This window comes from Oryzihumus sp., assembly GCF_036391795.1.
In the GTDB taxonomy this organism is placed as follows: Bacteria; Actinomycetota; Actinomycetes; order Actinomycetales; family Dermatophilaceae; genus Oryzihumus.
This window is the reverse complement of the sequence record NZ_DASVZH010000131.1, coordinates 1-22,307: the sequence shown is the minus strand read 5'-3', so window position 1 is coordinate 22,307 and position 22,307 is coordinate 1. Positions and strand designations below refer to the sequence as shown.

General features: G+C 72.5%; 19 protein-coding genes. 5 read left to right on the top strand and 14 right to left on the bottom strand.

Annotated features, from left to right (window positions below):
• From VF825_RS07720 to topA, 4 genes are all read right to left on the bottom strand, one after another.
• Window positions 1-810 (bottom strand): MFS transporter (locus VF825_RS07720; protein ID WP_331111855.1); only part of this gene is annotated, 810 nt, incomplete at its 3' end.
• Between the two features lie 35 nt (window positions 811-845).
• Complete coding sequence (locus VF825_RS07715) at window positions 846-1,637, bottom strand: MerR family transcriptional regulator (RefSeq protein ID WP_331111853.1); 792 nt, start codon at window positions 1,635-1,637, stop codon at window positions 846-848.
• Between the two features lie 96 nt (window positions 1,638-1,733).
• Complete coding sequence (locus tag VF825_RS07710) at window positions 1,734-2,465, bottom strand: SprT-like domain-containing protein (protein WP_331111851.1); 732 nt, start codon at window positions 2,463-2,465, stop codon at window positions 1,734-1,736.
• 120 nt (window positions 2,466-2,585) lie between these two features.
• Entirely contained in the window at window positions 2,586-5,342 is a 2,757-nt protein-coding gene (gene topA, locus VF825_RS07705; RefSeq protein ID WP_331111849.1) for a type I DNA topoisomerase, read from the bottom strand.
• A gap of 240 nt (window positions 5,343-5,582) precedes the next feature.
• On the opposite strand from topA, the gene VF825_RS07700 reads away from it, so the two are divergent.
• Together VF825_RS07700 and VF825_RS07695 are read left to right on the top strand one after the other, a co-directional pair.
• Entirely contained in the window at window positions 5,583-6,356 is a 774-nt protein-coding gene (locus VF825_RS07700; RefSeq protein WP_331111858.1) for a class III extradiol ring-cleavage dioxygenase, read from the top strand.
• A gap of 27 nt (window positions 6,357-6,383) precedes the next feature.
• A complete protein-coding gene (locus VF825_RS07695) occupies window positions 6,384-6,746 on the top strand; it encodes a pyrophosphatase (RefSeq protein ID WP_331111848.1) in 363 nt (120 codons plus the stop codon).
• Window positions 6,747-7,006: 260 nt separating this feature from the next.
• Here VF825_RS07695 and efeB read toward each other — a convergent pair whose 3' ends face one another.
• From efeB to VF825_RS07655, 8 genes are all read right to left on the bottom strand, one after another.
• Window positions 7,007-8,260: an iron uptake transporter deferrochelatase/peroxidase subunit gene (gene efeB / locus VF825_RS07690; RefSeq protein ID WP_331111847.1), complete on the bottom strand. Its 1,254-nt coding sequence runs from the start codon at window positions 8,258-8,260 to the stop codon at window positions 7,007-7,009.
• Window positions 8,261-8,301: 41 nt separating this feature from the next.
• The gene (gene efeO / locus VF825_RS07685) at window positions 8,302-9,450 is read right to left on the bottom strand and encodes an iron uptake system protein EfeO (protein ID WP_331111845.1); all 1,149 of its coding nucleotides are present in this window, start codon (window positions 9,448-9,450) and stop codon (window positions 8,302-8,304) included.
• Between the two features lie 127 nt (window positions 9,451-9,577).
• The gene (gene efeU, locus VF825_RS07680; RefSeq protein ID WP_331111843.1) at window positions 9,578-10,438 is read right to left on the bottom strand and encodes an iron uptake transporter permease EfeU; all 861 of its coding nucleotides are present in this window, start codon (window positions 10,436-10,438) and stop codon (window positions 9,578-9,580) included.
• Between the two features lie 51 nt (window positions 10,439-10,489).
• Window positions 10,490-11,998, bottom strand: coding sequence for a class I SAM-dependent methyltransferase (locus tag VF825_RS07675; RefSeq protein ID WP_331111841.1), 1,509 nt, complete (start codon window positions 11,996-11,998; stop codon window positions 10,490-10,492).
• A gap of 122 nt (window positions 11,999-12,120) precedes the next feature.
• Complete coding sequence (locus VF825_RS07670; RefSeq protein ID WP_331111840.1) at window positions 12,121-12,621, bottom strand: hemerythrin domain-containing protein; 501 nt, start codon at window positions 12,619-12,621, stop codon at window positions 12,121-12,123.
• 94 nt (window positions 12,622-12,715) lie between these two features.
• The gene (locus VF825_RS07665; RefSeq protein WP_331111839.1) at window positions 12,716-13,732 is read right to left on the bottom strand and encodes a DNA topoisomerase IB; all 1,017 of its coding nucleotides are present in this window, start codon (window positions 13,730-13,732) and stop codon (window positions 12,716-12,718) included.
• A 77-nt stretch (window positions 13,733-13,809) separates the two neighbouring features.
• Window positions 13,810-14,487: a GAF and ANTAR domain-containing protein gene (locus VF825_RS07660; protein ID WP_331111838.1), complete on the bottom strand. Its 678-nt coding sequence runs from the start codon at window positions 14,485-14,487 to the stop codon at window positions 13,810-13,812.
• Window positions 14,488-14,614: 127 nt separating this feature from the next.
• Window positions 14,615-15,460, bottom strand: a complete 846-nt coding sequence (locus VF825_RS07655; RefSeq protein ID WP_331111836.1) for a sigma-70 family RNA polymerase sigma factor — start codon at window positions 15,458-15,460, stop codon at window positions 14,615-14,617.
• A gap of 226 nt (window positions 15,461-15,686) precedes the next feature.
• Here VF825_RS07655 and VF825_RS07650 point away from each other — a divergent pair, with 226 nt between their 5' ends.
• Entirely contained in the window at window positions 15,687-16,181 is a 495-nt protein-coding gene (locus VF825_RS07650; protein WP_331111834.1) for a DUF6328 family protein, read from the top strand.
• Window positions 16,182-16,250: 69 nt separating this feature from the next.
• On the opposite strand, the gene VF825_RS07645 is transcribed toward VF825_RS07650, so the two are convergent.
• Both VF825_RS07645 and VF825_RS07640 read right to left on the bottom strand, forming a co-directional pair.
• Window positions 16,251-18,602, bottom strand: coding sequence for a sodium-translocating pyrophosphatase (locus tag VF825_RS07645; RefSeq protein WP_331111832.1), 2,352 nt, complete (start codon window positions 18,600-18,602; stop codon window positions 16,251-16,253).
• Between the two features lie 252 nt (window positions 18,603-18,854).
• Complete coding sequence (locus tag VF825_RS07640) at window positions 18,855-19,196, bottom strand: STAS domain-containing protein (protein WP_141790526.1); 342 nt, start codon at window positions 19,194-19,196, stop codon at window positions 18,855-18,857.
• 154 nt (window positions 19,197-19,350) lie between these two features.
• Here VF825_RS07640 and VF825_RS07635 point away from each other — a divergent pair, with 154 nt between their 5' ends.
• Together VF825_RS07635 and VF825_RS07630 are read left to right on the top strand one after the other, a co-directional pair.
• A complete protein-coding gene (locus tag VF825_RS07635) occupies window positions 19,351-21,738 on the top strand; it encodes a DEAD/DEAH box helicase (RefSeq protein ID WP_331111830.1) in 2,388 nt (795 codons plus the stop codon).
• Window positions 21,739-21,754: 16 nt separating this feature from the next.
• The gene (locus VF825_RS07630; protein ID WP_331111828.1) at window positions 21,755-22,186 is read left to right on the top strand and encodes a hypothetical protein; all 432 of its coding nucleotides are present in this window, start codon (window positions 21,755-21,757) and stop codon (window positions 22,184-22,186) included.
• Window positions 22,187-22,307 lie beyond the last annotated feature (121 nt).

Genomic DNA, 22,307 nt, shown 5'->3' with positions numbered 1-22,307 from the left:
GCGCTGGGCCAGGCCGATGACCAGGCCACCGGCGGCGAAGGCGCCGAGCATCCCTGCAACGAGCCCGCGCACCAGCGGGGTGCGCACGACGAACTCCCAGCCGTCGACGATGGTGCGCCACAGCGTCTCGGCGCGGGCGCTGACCTCGTGGGCCACCGGCGGGAAGGTGATCGTCCACACGACGATCGCGCTCACGAGGAACGTCAGGGCGTCGACCCAGATCGCGAGGTAGTCCCCCGAGGCGTCCAGCCCCGGGATGACCGCGCGCAGCGGGGTGTTGACCAGGGCCAGGCCGGAGAACAGCAACGCGGCCACGGGGGCGGTGCCGTAGTCGGCGACGAGGCTGAGCTGGTTGGCGGTCTCCAGCTTGTCCCGGGGCACGAAGTTGGGCATCGCCGCCTCCTTGGCGGGCGCCCAGAACAGGCCGACGCACTCGATGAGCAGCGTCGCGACGTAGAGCCACCACAGGGTCCCGACGAGCGGGATCGTGCAGATCAGCAGGAACCGCAGCCCGTCGCCGACGATCATCACCGTCCGGCGGCTGAACCGGTCGGCCAGCGCCCCGGCCAGCGGCCCGAAGACGATGGCCGGCGCGAGCCGGAGGATGAAGATCCCGGAGACCGCGAGGTACTCCGCGGCTGGGCTGGTGGCCAGGGTGCCGGCCAGGGAGGTGGTGGCGAGGATGCCCAACCAGTCCCCGAAGCTGGACAGCGCGAAGGTGGCCCAGAGCCGGCGGAACGAGGTGATGGCGAGCACGCCGCGCACGTCGCCGGCGAGGCCCGCCGGTGGGGAGTGCTCTGGCTGGCTCACACGGTGAGCCTAGGCCAGAGCACCCCCGTGACGGCCTAACCCTGCTGCTGCCGCGTCACCCTCTCGGCGTTGGCGACCATCGCGTCGTGGACGTAGTGGGCCATGCCGGGACGGATCTCGTCGTAGGTCGCGGTGTAACGCGGGTCGCTGACGTAGAGCTCGGCCAGGCCCCGGTGCATCTCGGGCGAGCAGGCGTAGAACCGGCGGTCGATGTGCTGCCGGTGCGCCTCGGCGGCGTCCATCGCGGCCTCACTGGTCGGCGGGGCCCCGGCCTCCATCGCCGCCGTGAACGCCGCGTGCAGCGCGTCGCTCTCGGCCTTGACCTCCTCCCAGTCGGCCTTGGTGTAGCCCTTGGTCCGCTGCTGTGACTGTTTCCAGGCGTCGGTGTCGCCCCACCGCTCCTGCGCCTCGGCCTGGCTCTCGTAGAAGCCGTCCCCGAAGAGCTCCTTCATGTCCTCGGTGGTGGCGGGTTGCTGGTTCATCTCCCTCTCCAGTGCTCGGTCGATGGCTGTCACGAGATCGCGCATCTCGTCGAGCCGGGACATGACCGCTGCGCGTTGACGTCGCAGGTGGGCCTCCACCGTCTCGGGGTGCTCCAGCAGGAGGGCGACCTCCTCCAGGGCGAACCCGAGCCGGCGGTAGACCACGATGTGCTGCAGGCACGTGAGGTCGTCCTGGGTGTAGAGCCGGTAGCCGGCCGCAGAGCGCTCGCCCGGCGACAGCAACCCGATCTCGTCGTAGTGGTGCAGCGTGCGCACCGTCACCCCGAACCGCTCGGCCACCTGGCCCACGGTCAAGGACTCACCCACCCGCGTCGTCCCGGTCATGGCACCGACTATGAGCCCTCACGTCACGTGAGGGTCAACACCCTTTCCCCGGTATGCCGTGCGGCCCCGCCCCCCGGCCACGACCGGGCTGACGGGTCAGACCGGCTCGGCCATGGCGAAGGGGACCGTGAGCAGGCCCAGCCGCGTGCGCACGTGGTAGCGGGTGCGGCCACGCTTCTCGACCACCCCGGTCGTCCCGGCATAGCGGCCGCCGCCCCCGACCCGCACGACGGTGCCCACCGGCAGGGCGACCAGCTCGGCCGCGGCCGCCGGTGCCGAGCGGGTCCCCCGGGCGGCCACCGGCTGCTGCTCCGATCCGCCGACCCGCCGCCGCAGCCGGGCCAGCTCGCGGTCATAGGCCGGGTGCATCGGCACGACCTCGCCGTGGAAGCGCCAGGCGATGACGTGGCGCGGGTCGAAGCTGCGCGAGCACTGCCCGCAGGTCACCACGCGGGTCGGGCGACGGTGGCGGGTCGTGGTGTGCCCGGCCGGGCAGGTGCCGGTCCACGGCGCCGGGGGCCGGGCGGAGGCGGTGTCGACGCACCGCCGGCCGGTGGAGCCGATCTCCAGGGCCTTGGCCCGCCACACCGCGTCGTGGCCGTGGTGGGCCCCGACCAGCGCGTGGGCGATCTCGTGCAGCACGGTGTCGCGGACCTCGGCCTCCGTGTGCAGCGCGGTGATCGCCCGGCTCAGCCCGATCTCGCGCCGCGCCGGCCGGCAGACCCCGGCCCGGGTCTTGGCGTTGTCCAGGACCAGCCGCCAGCCGGCCAGCCCGTGCTCGGCCATCAGCGCCGTGGCCATCCGGCGCGCCCCCTCGAGCTCCATCATCCCTCCGATGTTCGAACAAGTGTGCGATGTGGCGTCGAGGTTAGGGCGGGGCGCCGACACACCTCCGCCGCCCCGGTGGTGCGAGGGGCGGCGGAGGCGACGACACGGGATAGCGGCAGGTCAGGCCTTCTTGGCCGCGGCCTTCTTTGCGGTGGTCTTGCGCGCGGTCGTCTTCTTGGCCGTGGTCTTCTTCGCCGCGGTCTTCTTGGCCGCCCGCTTGCGGGTGGACGGGCCCTTGGCGCGCTTCTCGGCGAGCAGCTCGGCGCCACGTTCGGGCGTGATCGAGTCGGGGTCGTCGTCCTTGCGCAGCGTCGCGTTGGTCTCGCCGTCGGTGACGTAGGGACCGAACCGGCCGTCCTTGACCAGCATCGGCCTGCCGCTCACCGGGTCGTCACCGAGCTCCTTCAGCGGCGCGGCGGCGGCGCGCCCGCGCTGCTTGGGCTGGGCGTAGATCGCCAGCGCCTCCTCCTCGGTGATGGTGAAGAGCTGGGCCTCGGCCTCCAACGATCGCGAGTCGGTGCCCTTCTTCAGGTAGGGCCCGTAGCGGCCGTTCTGGGCGGTGATCTCCTCGCCGGACTCGGGGTCCTTGCCGACGACCCGGGGCAGGCTGAGCAGCTTCAGCGCGGTCTCGAGGTCGAGGCTCGCCAGGTCCATGTCCTTGAACAGGCTGGCGGTGCGGGGCTTGATCTTGCTCTTGCCCTTGAGGTTCGCCAGGTCCTCCGGCAGCACCTCGGTGACGTATGGGCCGTAGCGGCCCGCCTTGGCCACGATGTCGCGTCCGGTCTCGGGGTCCTGGCCGAGCACCCGGCCGTCGTCGGCGGCGGCCTCGAGCAGCTCGCGGGCCTTCTCCGGGGTCATCTCGTCGGGGGCGACGTCGTCGTTGATGGTGGCCCGGCGGGACTCCCCGCTCGCGCCGTCGGACACCTCACCGGTCGCGGCGTCGACGCCGGCCGGCACGGTCTCCTCGACGTAGGGACCGTAGCGGCCCACGCGCACGACGATGCCGTCGCCGATCTCGATGGTGGAGATGCCCCGGGCGTCGATCTCACCGAGGTCGTCCACGAGGGCGCGCAGCCCCTCGATGCTGGTCGCCTCGTCGCCGAAGTAGAACCGCTTGAGCCAGGCCACGCGGCCCTCGTCGCCGTTGGCGATGCGGTCGAGGTCCTCCTCCATGGCCGCGGTGAAGTCGTAGTCGACCAGCTTGGGGAAGTGCTCCTCCAGCAGCCGGGTCACCGCGAACGCCAGCCACGTCGGGATCAGCGCCGAGCCGCGGGTGCGCACGTAGCCGCGGTCCTGGATCGTGCCGACCGTCGCCGCGTAGGTCGATGGACGCCCGATCCCCTTCTCCTCCATGGCCTTCACGAGGGTGGCCTCGGTGTATCGCGCGGGCGGGCTGGTCTCGTGGCCGTCGGCCTCCGCCCGCAGCACCTCGAGCGCGACACCGGTGCTGAGCTTGGGCAGGCGGCGCTCCTCGTCGGCGCGCTCGGCCCTGGCCGCGGCCTCGTCGTCGCGCCCCTCCTCGTAGGCGGCGAGGAAGCCGCGGAAGGTGATGACGGTGCCGCTGGCGGAGAACTCGACGCGGCGGCCGTCGGCCAGGGTGGCGCCGAGCTTGACGGTGGCGGTGGAGCCGCGGGCGTCGGCCATCTGCGAGGCGACGGTGCGCTTCCAGATGAGCTCATAGAGCGCGAACTCCTCACCGCGCAGCTCGCCGGCGACCTGGGCTGGGGTGCGGAAGCGGTCACCCGCCGGGCGGATCGCCTCGTGCGCCTCCTGGGCGTTCTTGACCTTCTTCTCGTAGCGGCGCGGCGAGTCCGGGACGTACTCCGCGCCATACAGGTCGCGGGCCTGGCTGCGCGCCGCGGTCAGGGCGGCCTCGGACAGCGTCGTGCTGTCCGTACGCATGTAGGTGATGTAACCGTTCTCGTAGAGCCGCTGGGCCACGCGCATGGCGTTCTTGCTGGACAGGCGCAGCTTGCGGCTGGCCTCCTGCTGCAGCGTCGAGGTGGTGAACGGCGCGGACGGCCGGCGGGTGTAGGGCTTCTCCTGCACGTCGGTGACGCTGACGGCAGCGGCGCGCACGCCCTCGGCGATGGCGTGCGCGGTGGCCTCGTCGAGGTGGACGACGTTGCCGCCCTTGAGCTGGCCGGCGTCGTCGAAGTCGCGCCCGGTCGCCACGCGCTTGCTGCCCACGGCGGAGAGCCGGGCTGCAAAGGCCTGGCCGGCGGAACCGGTCGGGGCGAAGTCGCCCTCGACGTCCCAGTAGGACGCCTTGCGGAAGGCCATGCGCTCGCGCTCACGCTCGACCACCATGCGCGTCGCGACGGACTGCACGCGGCCGGCGGACAGGCCCTGGCGGACCTTGCGCCACAACACCGGGGACACCTCGTAGCCGTAGAGCCGGTCGAGGATGCGCCGGGTCTCCTGGGCGTCGACGAGGCGGGTGTCCAGGTCGCGGGTCTCGGTGGCAGCGCGCTGGATCGCCTCCTTGGTGATCTCGTGGAACACCATGCGCCTGACCGGGACCTTGGGCTTGAGCACCTCGAGCAGGTGCCAGGCGCTGGCCTCGCCCTCGCGATCCTCATCAGTGGCCAGCAGGAGCTCGTCGGCGTCCTTGAGCAGGCGCTTGAGCTCGGCGACCTTCTTCTTCTTGTCGGGGTCGACCACGTAGTAGGCCTCGAAGCCGTTGTCGACGTCGACGGCGAACTTGCCGTAGGGGCCCTTCTTCATCTCCGCCGGGAGCTCGCTGGGGTTGGGCAGGTCGCGGATGTGCCCGACCGAGGCCTCGACGTCGTAGTCCTTGCCCAGGTAGCCGGCGATCGTCTTGGCCTTGGCAGGCGACTCGACGATGACCAGGCGGCGGCCTGTGCTGGTGCTCATGGGTACCCCACTTCCGTTCCACACGGCCACGTGCAGCGGATTCGTCGCTGCTCGGACGGGGCCATGCGTCTCAGACGGTAAGGCATGAAATCGGGCACCACGTACCAAGCAGGGCCGAAAGGGGACTTGGGTCCTGACCTGCGTGGACCACCGCGCGTGCCTGAAACCACCAGTTAGTTGAACATTAAACTTTGGTCGGCGTATGCTGGTGCCGTGACCGAGACCACCCCTGACAGCCGTATGCCGGTGCTCTACCTCAGCCACGGAGCGCCACCGCTGGCCGACGACACCACCTGGACGCGCGAGCTCGCCGGGTGGTCGGCCGGGATGCCGCGGCCCACCAACGTCCTCATGGTCTCGGCGCACTGGGAGGAGGCCCCGCTCGCGCTGTCCGCGACGACGAGAGTGCCTCTCGTCTATGACTTCTGGGGTTTCCCCCAGCGCTACTACGAGGTGACGTATGACGCGCCGGGCGCCCCGGAGCTCGCCGCCGACGTCACGAAGCTGCTGCACTCCCCCGCCACGCCGGTGCACCAGGACACCCGGCGCGGGCTGGACCACGGCGCCTACGTGCCGCTCGTGGAGATGTACCCCGAGGCGGACATCCCGGTGCTGCAGATGTCGATGCCGACGCTGGACCCGCAGAAGCTCTTCGAGATCGGGCGCAAGCTCAAGCCGCTGCGCGACTCGGGCACGCTGATCGTCGGGTCGGGCTTCACCACCCACAACCTGTCCGAGTTCAACCCGCGGCTGCCCTCCGACTCCCCCGCGCCGTCGTGGTCGACCGAGTTCGACGCCTGGGCCCGCGAGGTGATGGCCACCGGCGACGTCGACGCGCTGATGGACTTCCTGCACAAGGCCCCGGCCGCCCGGCGCGCCCACCCGCGCACCGAGCACTTCGCGCCGCTGTTCGTGTCGTTGGGCGCGGCGTTCGAGGCCGGCACGCCCGACAACCGCTCGGTCATCGAGGGGTTCTGGTACGGCCTGTCCAAGCGCTCCTGGCAGCTCAACTGAACCAGCGGCCACGGGGTGGCGAGCGCCGTGGCACAGTGGCCCGCCATGGACCTCGACGCGCTGACCGACCAGGTCGAGCAGATCTCCCACGTCTACGCGCAGCGGTTCGGCATCGACCGGGACGACACGTGGTTTCTGCTCAAGCTGCAGGAGGAGGTCGGCGAGCTCACCCAGGCCCAGCTGATGCGTGATGGCCAGGCACGCACGAAGGGCCTGACACCGGACGAGCTCGACCAGGCCTTCCGCTCCGAGGTCGCCGACGTGCTGTGCCAGACCCTGCTCCTGGCCCGGCACCACGGCATCGACCTCGACGCCGAGGTGCAGCGCAAGTGGCTGGTCTGGCGCGACGCCCTGGCCGCACCGGAGGCCGTGCTCCCGCACGAGCGCTGAGGGGCGCGCCGGCCGGACGCTGCCGGGTCAGGCCGACTCGAACAGTGCCCGCCCCCAGTGGTCGCCCGCGTAGCGCACGCCGGGCGGGCAGGCGCGCTCGACTCGCACTTCCGCCGAGCCCGTGCGCCGGGCCCCGGCTTCGCCCACCAACCCCGTATCTGCGCTCCCGGCCCCTCGGCCGCACCGCGTGTCGGCCACACGACTCCGGGGGCGCCGGGCAGATCCCGGGTCGCTCACGGCACGGGCGGACCGCTGCCGGGTCAGGCCGGCGCGAACAGCGCCCGCCCCCAGTGGTCGCCGGCGTCGCGCACGCCGGGCGGGCAGGCGAACAGGCCCGAGCCGGTGTGCTGGATGTACTCGTTCAGCGCGTCCCGGGAGCCCAGCACGTTCTGCAGGTCGATGAACACCTGCGGCGAGCGCATGAACGCGATGAAGAACAGCCCGGCGTCGAGCTCCCCGGAGCTGGGGTCGATGCCGTCGGTGAACGAGTAGCCCCGGCGCAGGATGGCCCGGCCCCCGTTGTTCTCCGGCGCGGCCAGCCGGATGTGGGCGTTCAGCGGGATCGCCGCCTCGCCGTCGGGGCGCTTCGCGCGGTAGTCCGGGACGTCCTGCTCGCGGGTCCCGGTCAGCGGCGCCCCCTCGACCTTGGTGCGGCCGAAGGTGTCCTCCTGATCGGTGAGCGTCGCGCGGTCCCAGGCCTCGACGTGCATGCGGATGCGCCGGGCCACGAGGTAGGTCCCGCCGGTCATCCATGCCTGGTCCGAACCCTGCGGCACCCAGACGTGGTCGGCCATCCGGCGCTCGTCGTCACCGAGCACGTTGCGCGTGCCGTCCTTGAAGCCCATGAGGTTGCGCGGCGTCGACTGGCTGCTGCTCGTGGAGGAGGTGCGGCCGAAGCCGAGCTGCGACCAGCGCGTCCGGACCGCACCGCTGCCGATGCGGGCGAGGTTGCGGATGACGTGAAAGGCCACCTGCGGGTCCTGGGCGCAGGCCTGGATGCACAGGTCGCCGTCACTGCGGTCCAGGTCGAGCTCCTCTCCGGGCAGTGCCGGCAGCCGGGTCAGCGCCGCGGGTCGCCGGTCGGCCAGGCCGAAACGCCCGTCGAACAGGGAGGGCCCGAAGCCGGCGGTGACCGTGAGCCGGCTCGCCGGCAGGCCCAGCGCCTCACCGGTGTCGGCCGGCGGGGCGTCCGGCCGCGCCGACCCACCGGGCACCATCGCCCCACGGGTCATCGCCGCGGCGGCCGCGGTCCACTCGACCAGCAGGTCCCGCAGCTCCTGGCGCGAGGACGTCACGACGTCGAAGCCGGCGAAGGCGAGGCGGTCCTGGGCCGGGGTGGCGATGCCCGCCTGGCGGGAGCCGTGGAAGTCGACGCGGTCCCCGGCAGCGGGCCCGCGTCCCGGGTCGGCGTGCGCCGTCCACTGCTGGGCCCCGAAGGCTCCCGCGGCAATCCCGGCACCCCCGAGCCCGACACCACCCAGGAAGCCGCGGCGCGACATACCGGCTCGGCTCATCAACGTCTCCTTGCTCATGTCTGTCCTCCCGCTGCGGTCGCTCAGGTGAGCGCCGGCGCGACCTTGCTCAGCGTCTCGGCCAGCGCGTTGACCGTGGCCGTCAGCTCCCGCCGCTTGGCCGCAGGGACGTTCTCGGGGGTGTAGGCGACGAAGCCGGCTCCCTGGCGGAACTGGTCGAGGGAGGACTTGACCGCTGCGAACCGCGTTGCCACCGAGGACTGCAGGGCCGGGTCGACCTTCTTCATGGCCGGCGTCAGCGCGGTGACGGCGGCCTCGACGCCGTCGACGTTGGCCGCGAAGTCGTACAGGTCGGTGTGGGAGTAGCGGTCCTCCTCGCCGGTGATCTTGCTGTTGGCGACCTCGCCGAGCAGCTCCACGGCACCGTTGGCGACCTGCGCCCCCTGCAGGTCCACGGTCTTCACCAGCGCCTGCAGCCTGGTGACGTCGCTGACCAGCTTGTCCGCGACGGGGGCCATGCCCGTGGTCGTCCCGTCCACCCAGAGGGCCTTCTCGATCCGGTGGAACCCGGTCCACTGCGCACCCTGGGGCAGGTCGTTCACCCGGGCGTCGATCTCGGGGTCGAGGTCGCCGAAGGACTCCGCCACGGGCTCGATCCGCTCGTAGTAGCCGCGGGCCACGGGGTAGGCCGACCTGGCGGCGGCGAGGTCGCCGGACTTCACCGCGGCCGCGAACCGCGTCGTGGCGGGGACCAGTGCCCCGGCCTGCGCCTCGACGAAGCGGCGGTAGGTCGCGACTGCGCCGGACAGCTGCGCCGAGGCGGCATTGGCCGCTGCCGGGTTCGCACCGGCGGTGACGGTGAGCTTCGCCCGCTCGGTGGCCGCGTTGGGGCAGTAGATGACGTGGTCACCGGCCTCGAGGCGCAGGCTGAACGACCCGGTCAGGCCCGGGGTGAGGTTCTCCTTCTCCCCGAGGATCCGGTCGCCCTTCATCACCTCCACCTCCGTGACGGCGTTGGCCCCCCGGTTCTCCGCGTGGAAGTTGACCGGCCCGGCAGGCACCGTCGCGGGGCTCGGGGCGCAGCCGTCGTCGGTGAAGTGCAGTGCCACGGTGGGCGCGCCCGACACGGGGGCTGCGCCGCCGCTCGTGGCGCGCTGCCCGCCCGCGCCGCAGCCGGCGACGAGCGCCAGGGCGGCGGCTCCAACGGCGGCCTTGAGCACGACAGGGTTCATCGAGGTGGTCCTTCCAGGGTTGGGGGCATGACGTGGCCACCTCCGACGTCGGGGCCGGGCAGCACCGAGTGCGGTCAGGCCGCGCGTCCGGCGGCGCGCAGTGTCCGACCGGTCGGCCGGGTGGAGATCAGGCGTTGACGGCGGGCCGGGGCTGCGCCGGGGAAGCCGGGGCCGCCGGGCGCCGCCGACGACGCTGCGGCCACAGCACGACGGCACTGAGGGCCACGACGTAGACGCACCAGAGCGTGACCTCGATGACGGTCGGGCGCGGCTGGAGGCCGAGCACCCCGGTGACGACCGCGGACCAGGGCGTGCCCGGCTGGACGAGCCAGCGCAGGTCCAGGGCCGTGGCCTGCCCGGCGTCGAGCCACCCCGCCTCGTGCGCGGTGTGCGCCGCCGTCATGAGCAGCCCGGCGGCCACGACCACGAGCACCATCGAGGTCAGGGTGAAGAAGCGCTTGAGGTTGATCCGGGTGCCGCCGCGGTAGAGGGCGTAGCCCAGGACGAGGGCGGCGACGATGCCCAGGACCGCCCCGACCACGGACGCCGTGCGTGAGACCGAGGCCTGGAACGTCGCGAGCAGGAACACCGAGGTCTCGAAGCCCTCGCGGAAGACCGCAAGGAAGGCCATGCCCACGAGCGCGCGCGTCGACCCTCGAGCCAGGGCCACGGACGCCGCCTCCTCCAGCCCGGACTTCAGCGTCCGGGAGTGCTTGCGCATCCACAGGATCATCGCGGTCACCAGCGCCACCGCGACCACCCCGATCACCGTCTCCAGACCCTCCTGTCCGGCCTGCGGCAGGCTCTGCTCGAGGGCATCGAGCGCGACGCCGACGGCCAGGCAGATCCCCACCGCGAGCAGCACCCCCGCCCACACGTGGCGGAGCGCGTCACGGCGGCCCTGCCGCACGAGGAACGCCGCGACGATGCCGACGATGAGCGCGGCCTCGAGGCCCTCGCGCAGGCCGATGATGAAGGTGGGCAGCATGATGAGACCCTCTGACGAGCGAGTAAGGTAAGACTAACCTTACCAACCCCGTCAGCGGATCAGGAAACCGTCCGCCACCAGCTCGCGGATGACCGGCAGCGCGGCGGCGCGCACCTCCCCCGCGTCGCGCTCGAGCAGCGCCGCGATGGCCTCGAGCGCCTGACCAGCGGTGAGGTCGCCGTCGCAGACGCTGACGAACGCCGCCATGACGGTGTCGACCCGCACGCCGCGGCGCAGTCCGCTGCCCTGCCGGATGACGATCACGCTGGGGTCCTCCGCACCGGGCCGCGAGTGCCGCTCCTCGGTGACGTCCCCGGCGCAGCGCCACGCCGTCGCCAGCACCCCGTCGTCGCCGTGCTCGGCCAGCCAGGTGCGGGCGCGCACGCCCGCCAGGATCGCCGGACCCATCGGGGAGGACACCGGACCGGACTCCTCCCCCAGCTCCACCCAGGTATCGCGCGCCGTCGCCGGCCGCTGCACCGTCACCACCCCGAAGCCGACCGACCCGACGCCGCGGGTCGCGAAGTCGGCCAGCCACGCGGCATACATGGCCTCGTACTCGAGCGTGCCCGGCACGTGGCCGCCGTCGCGGGCCCACAGCTCGGCGTACTGCGCGGGATCCTGCACGTCGCGCTGGATCACCCAGGCGTCCAGGCCCGTGCCCTCCAGCCAGCCGCGGACGCGGTCGCGCCAGTCGGCGCCCTCGGCGACCTCCCAGTTGCCGAGGAACTGCCCGATGCCGCCGGGCTCGAGGTGCTCGCCGATGGTGCGCACCACGGCCTCGACGAGGGCGTCGCCGGCGAGCCCGCCGTCGCGGTACTCGAACAGCGGGACGTCGGAGCCGCGCGGGGTGATGACGAACGGCGGGTTGCTGACGATGAGCTGGAAGCGTTGTCCGGCAACGGGTTCGAAGAGGCTGCCGCAGCGCAGGTCGAGCTCGAGGCCGTTGACGGCCGCGTTGAACGCGGCGAAGTCCAGGGCGCGCCGGGACAGGTCGGTCGCGACGACCGAGCCGGCGTGCCCGGACAGGTGCAGGGCCTGCACGCCGCAGCCGGTGCCCATGTCGAGCGCGCGTTCGACCGGCGGACGCGGGGCCCAGGCCGCCAGCGTGGTGGACGCGCCGCCGATGCCCAGCACGTGGTCGGGGGCGAGTGCGGCGCCGGTCGCCATCTCGGACAGGTCCGAGGCCACCCACCAGCTGTGCGCCTCGTCGGCGTGCGGGTGCAGGTCGCACGTGGCCCGGGCCCGGCCCTCCGCCACGGTCACGAGCCCCAGCCGCTCCAGCCCCTCGAGACCCAGCGTCGGCAGCGCCGCGGAGACGGCCTCGGCCGGCACGGGCCGGCCGAGGGTGAACAGGCGCACCAGGGTGGCCAGGGGAGTGCCCGCGTCCCGGGTGGCGAGGTCGGCCGGCAGCAGCTGCTCCCGGCCGAGCGCGTCGTTGGCCACCGGGCCCAGCGCCTGCGCGATGCCCTCGACCGTGAAGTCCGCGGCCGAGAGGTCGACCCGCAGCAACGGGACGAGGTCGGGCAGCGGGACGGGCGGGGCCGGGCTGGGGGTCATGGGCGCCAGCCTAGGGCGGGACGACGGACCGCCCCCGCTTCCGGGCGGGAAGGGGGCGGTCCGCCGCCGGGTGGCACGTACCCGGTGGGGACCGCCGGGCAAACGCGGGCTCGCCGCCCCGGTCAGGAGATGAGGGCGTCGATGGCCTTCTTCAGGGCGCTCGGCTGGGAGGGCTTGCGGGGAGCCGTCTTCTTCAGCTCCAGCATCTTCGCCCCGATCTCCTGGAGCTGGTTGCGACCGAGCCCCTCACGCACCGTGGGGAACCACTCCTGCTCCTCCTCGTCCATGTGGTGGCGCACCGACTCGATGAGGACGGTCGTCTTGGCGTCGAACCGCTCGTCGTCGGGCTCCATGGACCACAGCTCCATGCACAGCACGTCGGCCACGTGGTGCTCCTCGTAGGACTCGAGCACGTCGTCCTCGACGTCCGGCAGCAACGCACGGACCTCGGGATACATGACCTCGTTCTCGATGTAGGTGTGCACGGTGAGCAGCTCGATGATCTTCCTGACGATCTGCCCCTTGCGCACGGTGGCGTTCTCCCCCGCCTCCTCGAACTCGCGGAACAGCTGGCGCACTTCCTTGTGGTCGTCCTTGAGCAGCACGATCGCGTCAGTCGACATGGGACCTCCGTGGCGGTGGAAGGAAACGCGGGCGGCCCTCGCCCACGACTGTCTTACCCGGCCCCCTGCGGGACAAACCGCAGGGCTCCGCGGGTCAGCCGCGCGGCTGGCTGGCCAACAGCCGCACCACCGCGCGCTCCACCCCCCGACGCACCTCGGGCACCATCAGGTCGTCGCCGCCCAGCCGCTGGAGGGCCGCGGCGATCGTGCGGCCGGCGCCGAAGTGCTCCACCACGCGCGGGTCGACGTAGGAGCGGCGCGCCACCGCTGGGGTGTTGCCGAGCTCCTCGGCGACGAGCTCCATCGCGGCCCGCTCGGCACGGGCGCGCGCCGCCTTGGTGTCCACCGGACCGGCCTGGGCCAGGGCGACCGCGGCCACGACCGTCGCCCGCCACGTGCGCAGGTCCTTGACGGTGTAGTCCTTGCCGGCCAGCTCCTTGAACCGTGCGTTGACGTCGTCGGCGCGCACCTCGCGCCACTCGCGACCGTCGCGGTAGACCAGCAGCCGGTCGCTGTCACAGCGCGCCCGCCGCAACGCCCGGATGGCCGCCGCCAGCTTGTCGTCGCGCAGGCTGACCGACCGCTGAAGGCCGCCCTTGGCGGTGTACTCGAACACGACCTCGCCACGACGCAGGCACACGTGCTCGCGCAGCAGCGTGGCCACGCCGTGGGTGCCGTGCTCCAGGGCGTAGGCCTCCCCGCCGGTGCGGAACACGCCGTAGTCGAGCATCCGCAGCGCCACCCCGAGCACCCGGTCGCGCCCCAACGCCCGGGCCGTGAGATCGGTCTCGACCGCCTCACGCACCGTGTGGATGCTGCGCGCGAGGGTCAGCACGCGCAGGTGCTTGGCCTCGTTGCGGCTCTCGTGCCAGGCCTCGTGGTAGAGGTACTGCCGCCGGCCGGCATCGTCGGTGCCGACGGCCTGGATGTGTCCGTGCGGCCAGGGGCTGATCCACACGTCCTGCCAGGCCGGCGGGATCGCCAGCGAGGAGATCCGTTCGCGGGTCTGCGGGTCCACCGCCTGCCCGGAGGCGTCGACGTAGGAGAACCCCCGGCCCCGACGCAGGCGGCGGATGCCGGGCCCGTCGGGCTTGCTACGGCGCAGGCGCATGCCCGAGTGGTACCCCGACCGGCGCCCGCGCGCACGCAGACCCGCCGCACGGGGGTGCCGGCGGGGGCCGGTCGACCTCAGGCGGGCAGCTGGCGGGACTCGACCATGTGCTCGGCCACGGCCCGCAGCTTCATGTTCTTGTCCTGGGAGTAGCGCCGCAGGATGGCGAACGCCTGGTCGGCGTTGAGGTTGAACCGCTCCATGAGGATGCCCTGCGCCTGCCCGATCAGGTGCCGGGCATCGATGGCCTTGCGCAGGCTCGACTCGTTGCGTGCCGACGCCAGCGCCACCGACGCGTGCCCGGCGAAGATCGTGGCCACGGCGATGTCCTCGTCGTCGAACCGCCCCGGCTCCACGGCATACAGGTTGAGCGCACCCAGGGTGTTGTGATGGGTGAACAGCCGCAGGCTGAGCACGCTGCGCACGCCCAGGCCGGACACCTGGCGGCACCAGTCCGCCCAGCGCGTCTCGGTCTCGGTGTCGTGGATGACGAACGTCTCGTGGTCCCAGATCGACTCCAGGCACGGGCCCTGCCCGCACTCCATCTGCAGCCGGTCGGCCTTGATGACGAGGGGGTCCGTGGTGGCGGCGGACTCGACCTGCTTGCCACCATGCACGAGCATCACGCCGGCGCAGTCGCACGCCAGCGCCTCCTTGGCGAACTGGGCAACCGTCTCGACGGTCTGTCCGACGTCGTCGCCCTGGTGCATGTGCCGGGCCATCTCGGCGAAGTCCGCCGCGAACGACGGGTCCACGTCGACCTCCTGAATGGGATGGGGCAAAGGGGGGCGGTCAGGGACTGCTGACCTTGGAACGACACCATGCACCAGCCGGTGTCCCCCGCTCAAGACGCAGGGCAAATGTGCCCGAAGCGTCCCGGTTTCAGTCGATAAGCAGGGCGTCCTGGTCGTTCGCGTCCGGGGACGCGAGCGCCTCGCGCAGCCGCTCGAGCAGGTCACGCAGCAGCCGTGAGACCTGCATCTGGCTGACCCCGAGCTCGGCGCCGATCTCGGCCTGGGTGCAGCCGCGGACGAACCGCATGACCAGGATCGCCCGCTCCCGCGGCCTCAGCGCCGTGATCACCGGGACCAGGGTCTGCAGCCGGTCGATCCGCTCGAACTCGTCGGTCTCGTCGGGCACGAGCTCGCCGAGGGTGGTGCCGGTCTCGGTGCGCGCGGGGGCGTCGAGCGAGAGCGGCGCGAAGCACCCGTCAACGGTGAGGGCCTCGCGCAGCTCGATCAGGTCGACGGCCAGGGCGCGGGCCAGGTCGGAGGGGGAGGCCGGACGCCCGAGGGCCTGGACCAGCTCGGGCTCCACCCCGTGCACGGCGCCCTGCAGCTCCTGGATGCGCCGCGGCGGCCGCACGGTCCACGCGAAGTCGCGGAAGTGGCGCTTGATCTCCCCGGAGATGGTGGGGTTGGCGTAGGCCGCGAAGCTCGACCCCTCAGTGGGCCGGAAGCCGCGCACGGCCTTGACCAGCCCGACGTAGGCGACCTGGAGCAGGTCCTCCCAGTCCACCCCCCGCCCCCGGTAGCGCCCGGCGATGTTCTCGGCCGTGCCGATGTTGAGCAGGAACGCTTCGTCGAGCAGGCGACCGCGTTCCTCGGGGCAGCCGGCCCGGGCGGCCTGCTCCAGCAGCTCCAGCGTCTGGTCGTTGCGGGTGGGGCCGTCGTCCCTGGCCGGAGGATCCTCGGCAGCAGGAGGCGGTGCCGCGGCTTGCGATGTCATGTGACGCCCGTCCATCCGAACGTGAAGACATGGCACCGCTTCTGGACCTGTCACGATCACTAGAACACGGATGGGGAAGAGGGCACAACCCCGCCAGACCGGGGCACGTCGGACAACCCCGTTCTGGTCCGGGGTGCCGCACAGTCAAGGCACAGCACCCCGGCGGGGGATCGTTACCCCCGCCGACCCGGGCGCAAACACACGCTGCTCGTGGCAGGCTCCGGCCATGACAGGCTCCTCAGACGACGCCCGGCCCGGCGAGACACCGACCCAGCGCGCCGACCGCAACTGGAACGAGCTGCTCCAGGAGCTGCGAGTGGCCCAGACCGGGGTGCAGGTGCTGGCCGGCTTCCTGTTGACCCTGCCGTTCCAACAGCGCTTCACGCGGCTGGACCACGTCCAGGTGGGCGTCTACCTGACCGCCGTCCTCTTCGCCACGCTCGCGGTCGCGATGCTCGTCGCCCCGGTCAGCTCCCACCGGCTGCTGTTCCACCGCCACAAGAAGCAGGTGCTGGTGGAGACCTCCAACCGTCTGGCCAAGATCGGCCTGACCTTCCTGGGCCTTGCGGTCGGCACGGTGACGCTGCTCATCTTCGACGTCGTGGTCGGCCGGGGCGTGGCCGTCGCGGTGGCCGTCGCGATGCTCGTGGTCTTCGCACTGACGTGGGTGGTGCTGCCCCTCTCGGCGCTGAGCCGCGCCGAGGGACACGGCACGAACTGAGCAGACGACCGCGGCCGGCCACCTCGGGGAGGTGACCGGCCGCGGATACCGGCGGGTATGCCGGGCGGCTCAGACCGCCGCGGAGGCGGGCTGCTCGGCGGGGGCGCCGTCGTTGCTGTCGTCGCCGATCGCGATGTCGCGACGCTTGGAGACCGCGATCGCCCCGACCGCGATGAGCAGCGCCACCACGGCGATGCCGTAGCGCAGCACGGAGTTGGCGCCGGAGCCGATCGTCAGCTGGACGATGGCCGGGGCGATGAGCACCGAGACGAGGTTCATGACCTTGATCAGCGGGTTGATCGCGGGGCCGGCGGTGTCCTTGAACGGGTCACCGACGGTGTCGCCGATGACGGTGGCGGCGTGGGCGTCGCTGCCCTTGCCGCCGTAGTTGCCGTCCTCGACGATCTTCTTGGCGTTGTCCCACGAGCCCCCGGAGTTGGCGAGGAACACGGCCATGAGCACGCCGGCGCCGATGGCCCCGGCGAGGTAGCCCGCGAGCGGGCCGATGCCCAGGCCGAAGCCGACCGCCACCGGGGCCATCGCGGCGAGCAGGCCGGGGGTGGCCAGCTCGCGCAGCGAGTCCTTGGTGCAGATGTCGACCACGCGGCCGTACTCCGGCTTCTCGGTGCCGGCCATGATCCCGGGGTGCTCGCGGAACTGGCGGCGCACCTCGAAGACGATGGCCCCGGCGGCGCGGGTCACCGCGTTGATCGCCAGCCCGGAGAACATGAACACCACGGAGGCGCCGAGGATCAGCCCGAACAGGTTGGACGGGGTGATCACCTGGTAGTCCAGCAGCGAGACCTTGGTCGAGACGGACGGCTCCACCTTGAGCGTCTGGGCCGCGGTGAGGATCGCGGTCTTGGCCGCGTCGGAGTAGCTGCCGAACAGGGCCGTCGCGGCCAGCACCGCGGTGGCGATAGCGATGCCCTTGGTGATCGCCTTGGTGGTGTTGCCGACCGCGTCGAGCTCGGTGAGGATCTGCGCGCCCTCACCGTCGACGTCACCGGACATCTCGGCGATGCCCTGGGCGTTGTCGCTGACCGGGCCGAAGGTGTCCATGGCCACGATGACGCCGACCGTGGTCAGCAGCCCGGTGCCGGCGACGGCGATCAGGAACAGCGACAGGACGACCGAGCCGGCTCCGAGCAGGAACGCGCAGTACATCGCGGACCCGATGATGACGGCGGTGTAGACGGCCGACTCGAAGCCGACGCCGATGCCGGCCAGGACGACTGTGGCGGCGCCGGTGAGGGAGGTGCGGGCCACGTCGCGGGTGGGTCGCTTGTCGGTGCCGGTGAAGTAGCCGGTGAGCCACAGGATGATCGCGGCCAGGGCGATGCCCAGCCAGACCGCCAGCGTGGCGACCAGTCGCGGGTCGCCGTTGATCTGGGTGACCTCCTGCGGCACGCCGGCCAGCCCGGAGAAGGAGGAGGGCAGGTAGAGGAACGCGGCCACCGCCGAGAGCACGGCCGAGACGAACGCGGAGATGTAGAAGCCCCGGTTGATCGCGACCAGGCCGCTCTCGCCCGCGCGGGTCCGGGTGATGAAGACGCCGAGCACCGCGGTGAGCGCGCCGATCGCCGGGACGATCAGCGGGAAGACCAGGCCGTGGGCGCCGAAGGCGGCCTTGCCGAGGATGAGCGCGGCGACCAGCGTCACGGCATACGACTCGAACAGGTCGGCCGCCATGCCGGCGCAGTCGCCGACGTTGTCGCCCACGTTGTCGGCGATCGTGGCCGCGTTGCGCGGGTCGTCCTCGGGGATGCCCGCCTCGACCTTGCCGACCAGGTCGGCGCCGACGTCGGCGGCCTTGGTGAAGATGCCGCCGCCGACACGCATGAACATCGCGAGCAGCGCGGCGCCGAAGCCGAAGCCCTCGAGCACCCTGGGGGCGTCGCCCTTGTAGAAGAAGACGACCGTGGACGCGCCGAGCAGGCCCAGCCCGACGGTGGCCATGCCGACGACACCGCCGGTGCGGAAGGCGATCCGCATGCCCTCGTCACGGTGGCCGTCGCGGGCCGCCGAGGCGACGCGGACGTTGGCCTTGACCGCCAGGCTCATGCCCAGGTAGCCGATGGCCGCCGAGAAGACGGCGCCGAGGACGAAGAAGCCCGAACGGCCCCATCGAACCCCGGCGGAGTCGGCCGGCAGGGCCAGCAGCAGGACGAAGACGATGACCACGAAGGCGGAGAGGGTCTTGAACTGCCGGGCCAGGTAGGCCTGGGCGCCCTCCTCCACGGCGCCGCCGATGGTCTGCATGTTCTCGGTGCCGGGATCGGCGGCGAGCACCTGCTGCCGGAAGAACACACCCATGACCAGCGCCACGACCGCAACGGCGGCGACGACGATCACGAGGGTGAGGTTCGTGCCGGAGAGCGACAGCGTTGTCGCGTCGGCGGCTCGGTTGAGGCCGGGCATTCCATCCTCCTTGTCAGGGAACAGCGGAACTCGCCTGCAAACGACGTCAGCCCACCTGAGCACGGGGGCTGACGCGGTGGAGCGTACCCGTGACCCACATCACAGCCCACCTGAAAGGCTGTGACCGGCGTCACGTGTCCGGTCAGGGTATGCGCGAGTGCCGCCCGACGTGGGGACCAAGGTCCACGCGGCGTGGGGCGGTGACGGTGCGGTGAAGGAGGTGTGGCGCCGGAGGTGCGGTGCGGGCCGGGGTCAGGCGTGCGCGCCGACGGCGTCGTCGACCGACCCGAAGATCTGGAACACCTTGTCCAGCCCGGTGATCGCGAACACCTTGAGGATCCGCTCGGCCGAGCAGACCAGCCGCAGCGAGCCGTCCTGGGCCCGCACCGACTTCAGCCGGCCGACGAGAACACCGAGACCGGTGCTGTCCATGAAGGTCACGCCACTGAGGTCGACGACCAGGTGGGTGTGACCGGCCTTGATCTGCTCGTCAAGGCGCTCACGCAGCGTCGGTGCGGTGTAGACGTCGATCTCGCCGCCCACATGCACCACGGTCACGCCCCCGCGTTCTGCACTGGAGATCGACAGGTCCACGAGCGTGCTCCTCACTGCGCAGTGGTGACCACATGATTCTGCGGCTCACAAGTGCGCCAAGACTAGCGCCGTGGCGGCCCTTCGACAGCAAGTTGGCCAGGCGGTGGGGCTGCGGTGACGTCGGGTGTCCGCCACGCGTCATACCGTAGTGGCGATGTCCGAGCACGTCCTCCCCCCTGTGGCCGATGCGCGATTCGACCCCGTGGCCACCCTCGAGCAGCTCGCCGGGGGCCGGCGGCGCGAGCGGCTGGTCCACGTCCACACCGTGCCGGCGCGCCGCGAGCAGCTCGCCCCGTGGCCGGAGTGGGTCGCCCCGCCGGTGTGGTCGGCGTTCGCCTCCTCCGGCATCACCTCCCTGTGGGCGCACCAGCGGGAGGCGGCGGACGCCGCGCACGCCGGGCAGCACGTCGTCATCTCGACCGGCACCGCCTCGGGCAAGAGCCTGGGCTACCTCCTGCCGGTGCTCTCCGACGTCGTCGACGGCGCGACCGCGGCGACCGGCCGGGGCGCGACGGCGCTCTACCTGTCCCCCACCAAGGCCCTGGCGGCCGACCAGCTGGCCCGGTTGCAGGCGCTGGCCGTGCCGGGGGTGCGCGCGGCGACCTACGACGGCGACACGCCGCCGGAGGAGCGGCGCTGGATCCGCGACCACGCGCAGTACGTCCTGACCAACCCCGACCTGGTGCACCACTCGCTGCTTCCCGGGCACCAGCGGTGGGCGCCGTTCCTGCGGGCGCTGCGCTACGTCGTCATCGACGAGTGCCACGTCTACCGCGGCGTGTTCGGCTCACACCTGGCCGCCCTGCTGCGGCGGCTGCGGCGGGTCTGCGCCCGCTACGGCGCGTCCCCGACGTTCGTCCTCGCCTCCGCGACGGTCGCCGACCCGGCTGGCCAGGCCGCCCGCCTCATCGGTATGCCGGTGCGCCCGGTTGTGCAGGACGGCTCACCGCGGGAGTCGATGACCTTCGGGCTCTGGGAGCCCGGGCTCGTGCCCGGTGGCGGGGAGCACGAGGCGCCGCACCGGCGCAGCGCCGTCGCCGAGACCGCCGACCTGCTGGCCGACCTGGTCAGCGCGGGCGTGCAGACGGTGGCGTTCGCCCGGTCCCGGGTCGGGGTGGAGACCGTGTCCGCCAGCGCCCGGCGGTCGCTGGCGGAGGTGGACCCGCGGCTGGAAGGGGCGGTGGCGGCATACCGCGGGGGCTATCTGCCCGAGGAGCGCCGCGAGCTGGAGCGCTCGCTGCGCGGCGGTGGGCTGCTGGGGCTGGCGGCCACCAACGCCCTCGAGCTGGGCATCGACGTCAGCGGCCTCGACGTGGTGCTGCTGGCCGGCTGGCCGGGCACCCGGGCCTCCCTGTGGCAGCAGGCTGGACGAGCCGGACGGTCCGGGTCCTGCTCGCTGGCGGTGATGGTGGCCGGGGACGATCCGCTCGACACCTACCTGGTGCACCACCCGGAGGCATTGTTCGAACGGCCGGTCGAGGCGGCGGTGCTCGACCCGGACAACCCCTACGTGCTCGCCCCCCACCTGGCCGCCGCCGCGGCCGAGCTGCCCCTGACCGACGCCGATGCCGAGGTGTTCGGCGCGGGGATGCGTCCCCTGGTCGACACGCTCGTCGCCCGGGGGGTGCTGCGCCGGCGGCCGACCGGGTGGTTCTGGGCCCGCTCGGACCGGGCCGCCGACCACGTCAGCCTGCGCGGCACCGGCGAGCCGGTGGTGCGGATCGTGGAGCGGGACAGCGGGCGGGTGCTGGGCACCGTCGACGGCACGGCGGCGCACTCCAGCGTCCACACCGGGGCGGTCTACGTGCACCAGGGCCGGACCTTCGTGGTGACAGACCTGGACCTGGCCGAGTCGGTGGCACTCGTGGTCGAGGGCGACCCCGGCTGGTCGACGCAGGCCCGCTCGGTCAGCACGTTCGACATCGGCGCGGTGGAGCAGCAGGCCGACTGGGGCGACGTGCAGGTCCACTTCGGGTCGGTCGAGGTGCGCACCCAGGTGACGGCGTTCCTGCGCCGGCTGCCCTCCGGTGAGGTCCTCGGGGAGCACCCCCTAGAGCTGCCGGAGCGGACCCTGCGCACCAAGGCGGTGTGGTGGACGATGCCCGAGGAGCTGCTCGCAGCGGCGGGCATCGAGCCGGTGGACATCCCCGGCGCGGCCCACGCCGCCGAGCACGCCGCCATCGGGATGCTGCCCCTGGTCGCGACGTCGGACCGGTGGGACATCGGCGGGGTCTCGACCGCGCTGCACCCGGACACCGGCCTGCCGACGATCATGGTCTACGACGGGCACCCGGGCGGGGCGGGCTTCGCCGAGCGCGGCTTCCAGGCGGTGCGCACGTGGCTGTCGGCGACGCGCGACGCGATCGCCGCCTGTGAGTGCGCCAACGGGTGCCCCTCGTGCGTGCAGTCACCCAAGTGCGGCAACGGGAACGAACCCCTGGACAAGGCCCGGGCGGTCGCCCTGCTCGAAGTCGTGCTGGCCGTCGAGGGGACCGCGGGGCCGGAGGGGGCTAGGGTCACTGCCACGGATCCCGGATCCTGACCTTGGAGGCCCACCCATGATCCTGCTCGGCCTGATTCTCATCGTCGTCGCCCTCGGCGCCGTGGCGTTCGCCGCGGCGGCCGTCGGCTCCAGCTCGACGAGCGTCCACCTCAGCGCTGCCGGTGTCGACGTCTCGGTGACGCCGCTGGCGATGTTCCTCGCCGGCGCGGCCGCGTTGCTGCTCCTGGTGCTGGGTCTGTGGCTGGTGGTCTCCAGCGTGCGCCGCAAGGCCGCCCGCCGGATCGAGCTGCGCCAGCTCCGCAAGGAGCAGGCCGCCGCTGCCGCCGAGGAGGAGGCCGCCCGAGAGCGGGCCGCCGACACCGCGGCAACCACCCCGCTGCGCCCGGCCCACTACGAGACGGCCGGGCCCGTCGACACCACCGGCCAGACGACGGTCCTGCCGGAGGAGACCCGCGCGGAGCGTCGGGCCGACCGCCACGTCGAGTGACCGTCGCCCGAACCGCCGGTCTGGCTGACCGACCCCGTCCCTGAGCCGCCCGCGCTGGCCCGTCGGCACGCCTGGTCCACGGCTCCGCTGACGGAGCCGTCCGGCTGACCCGCCGGCCTGG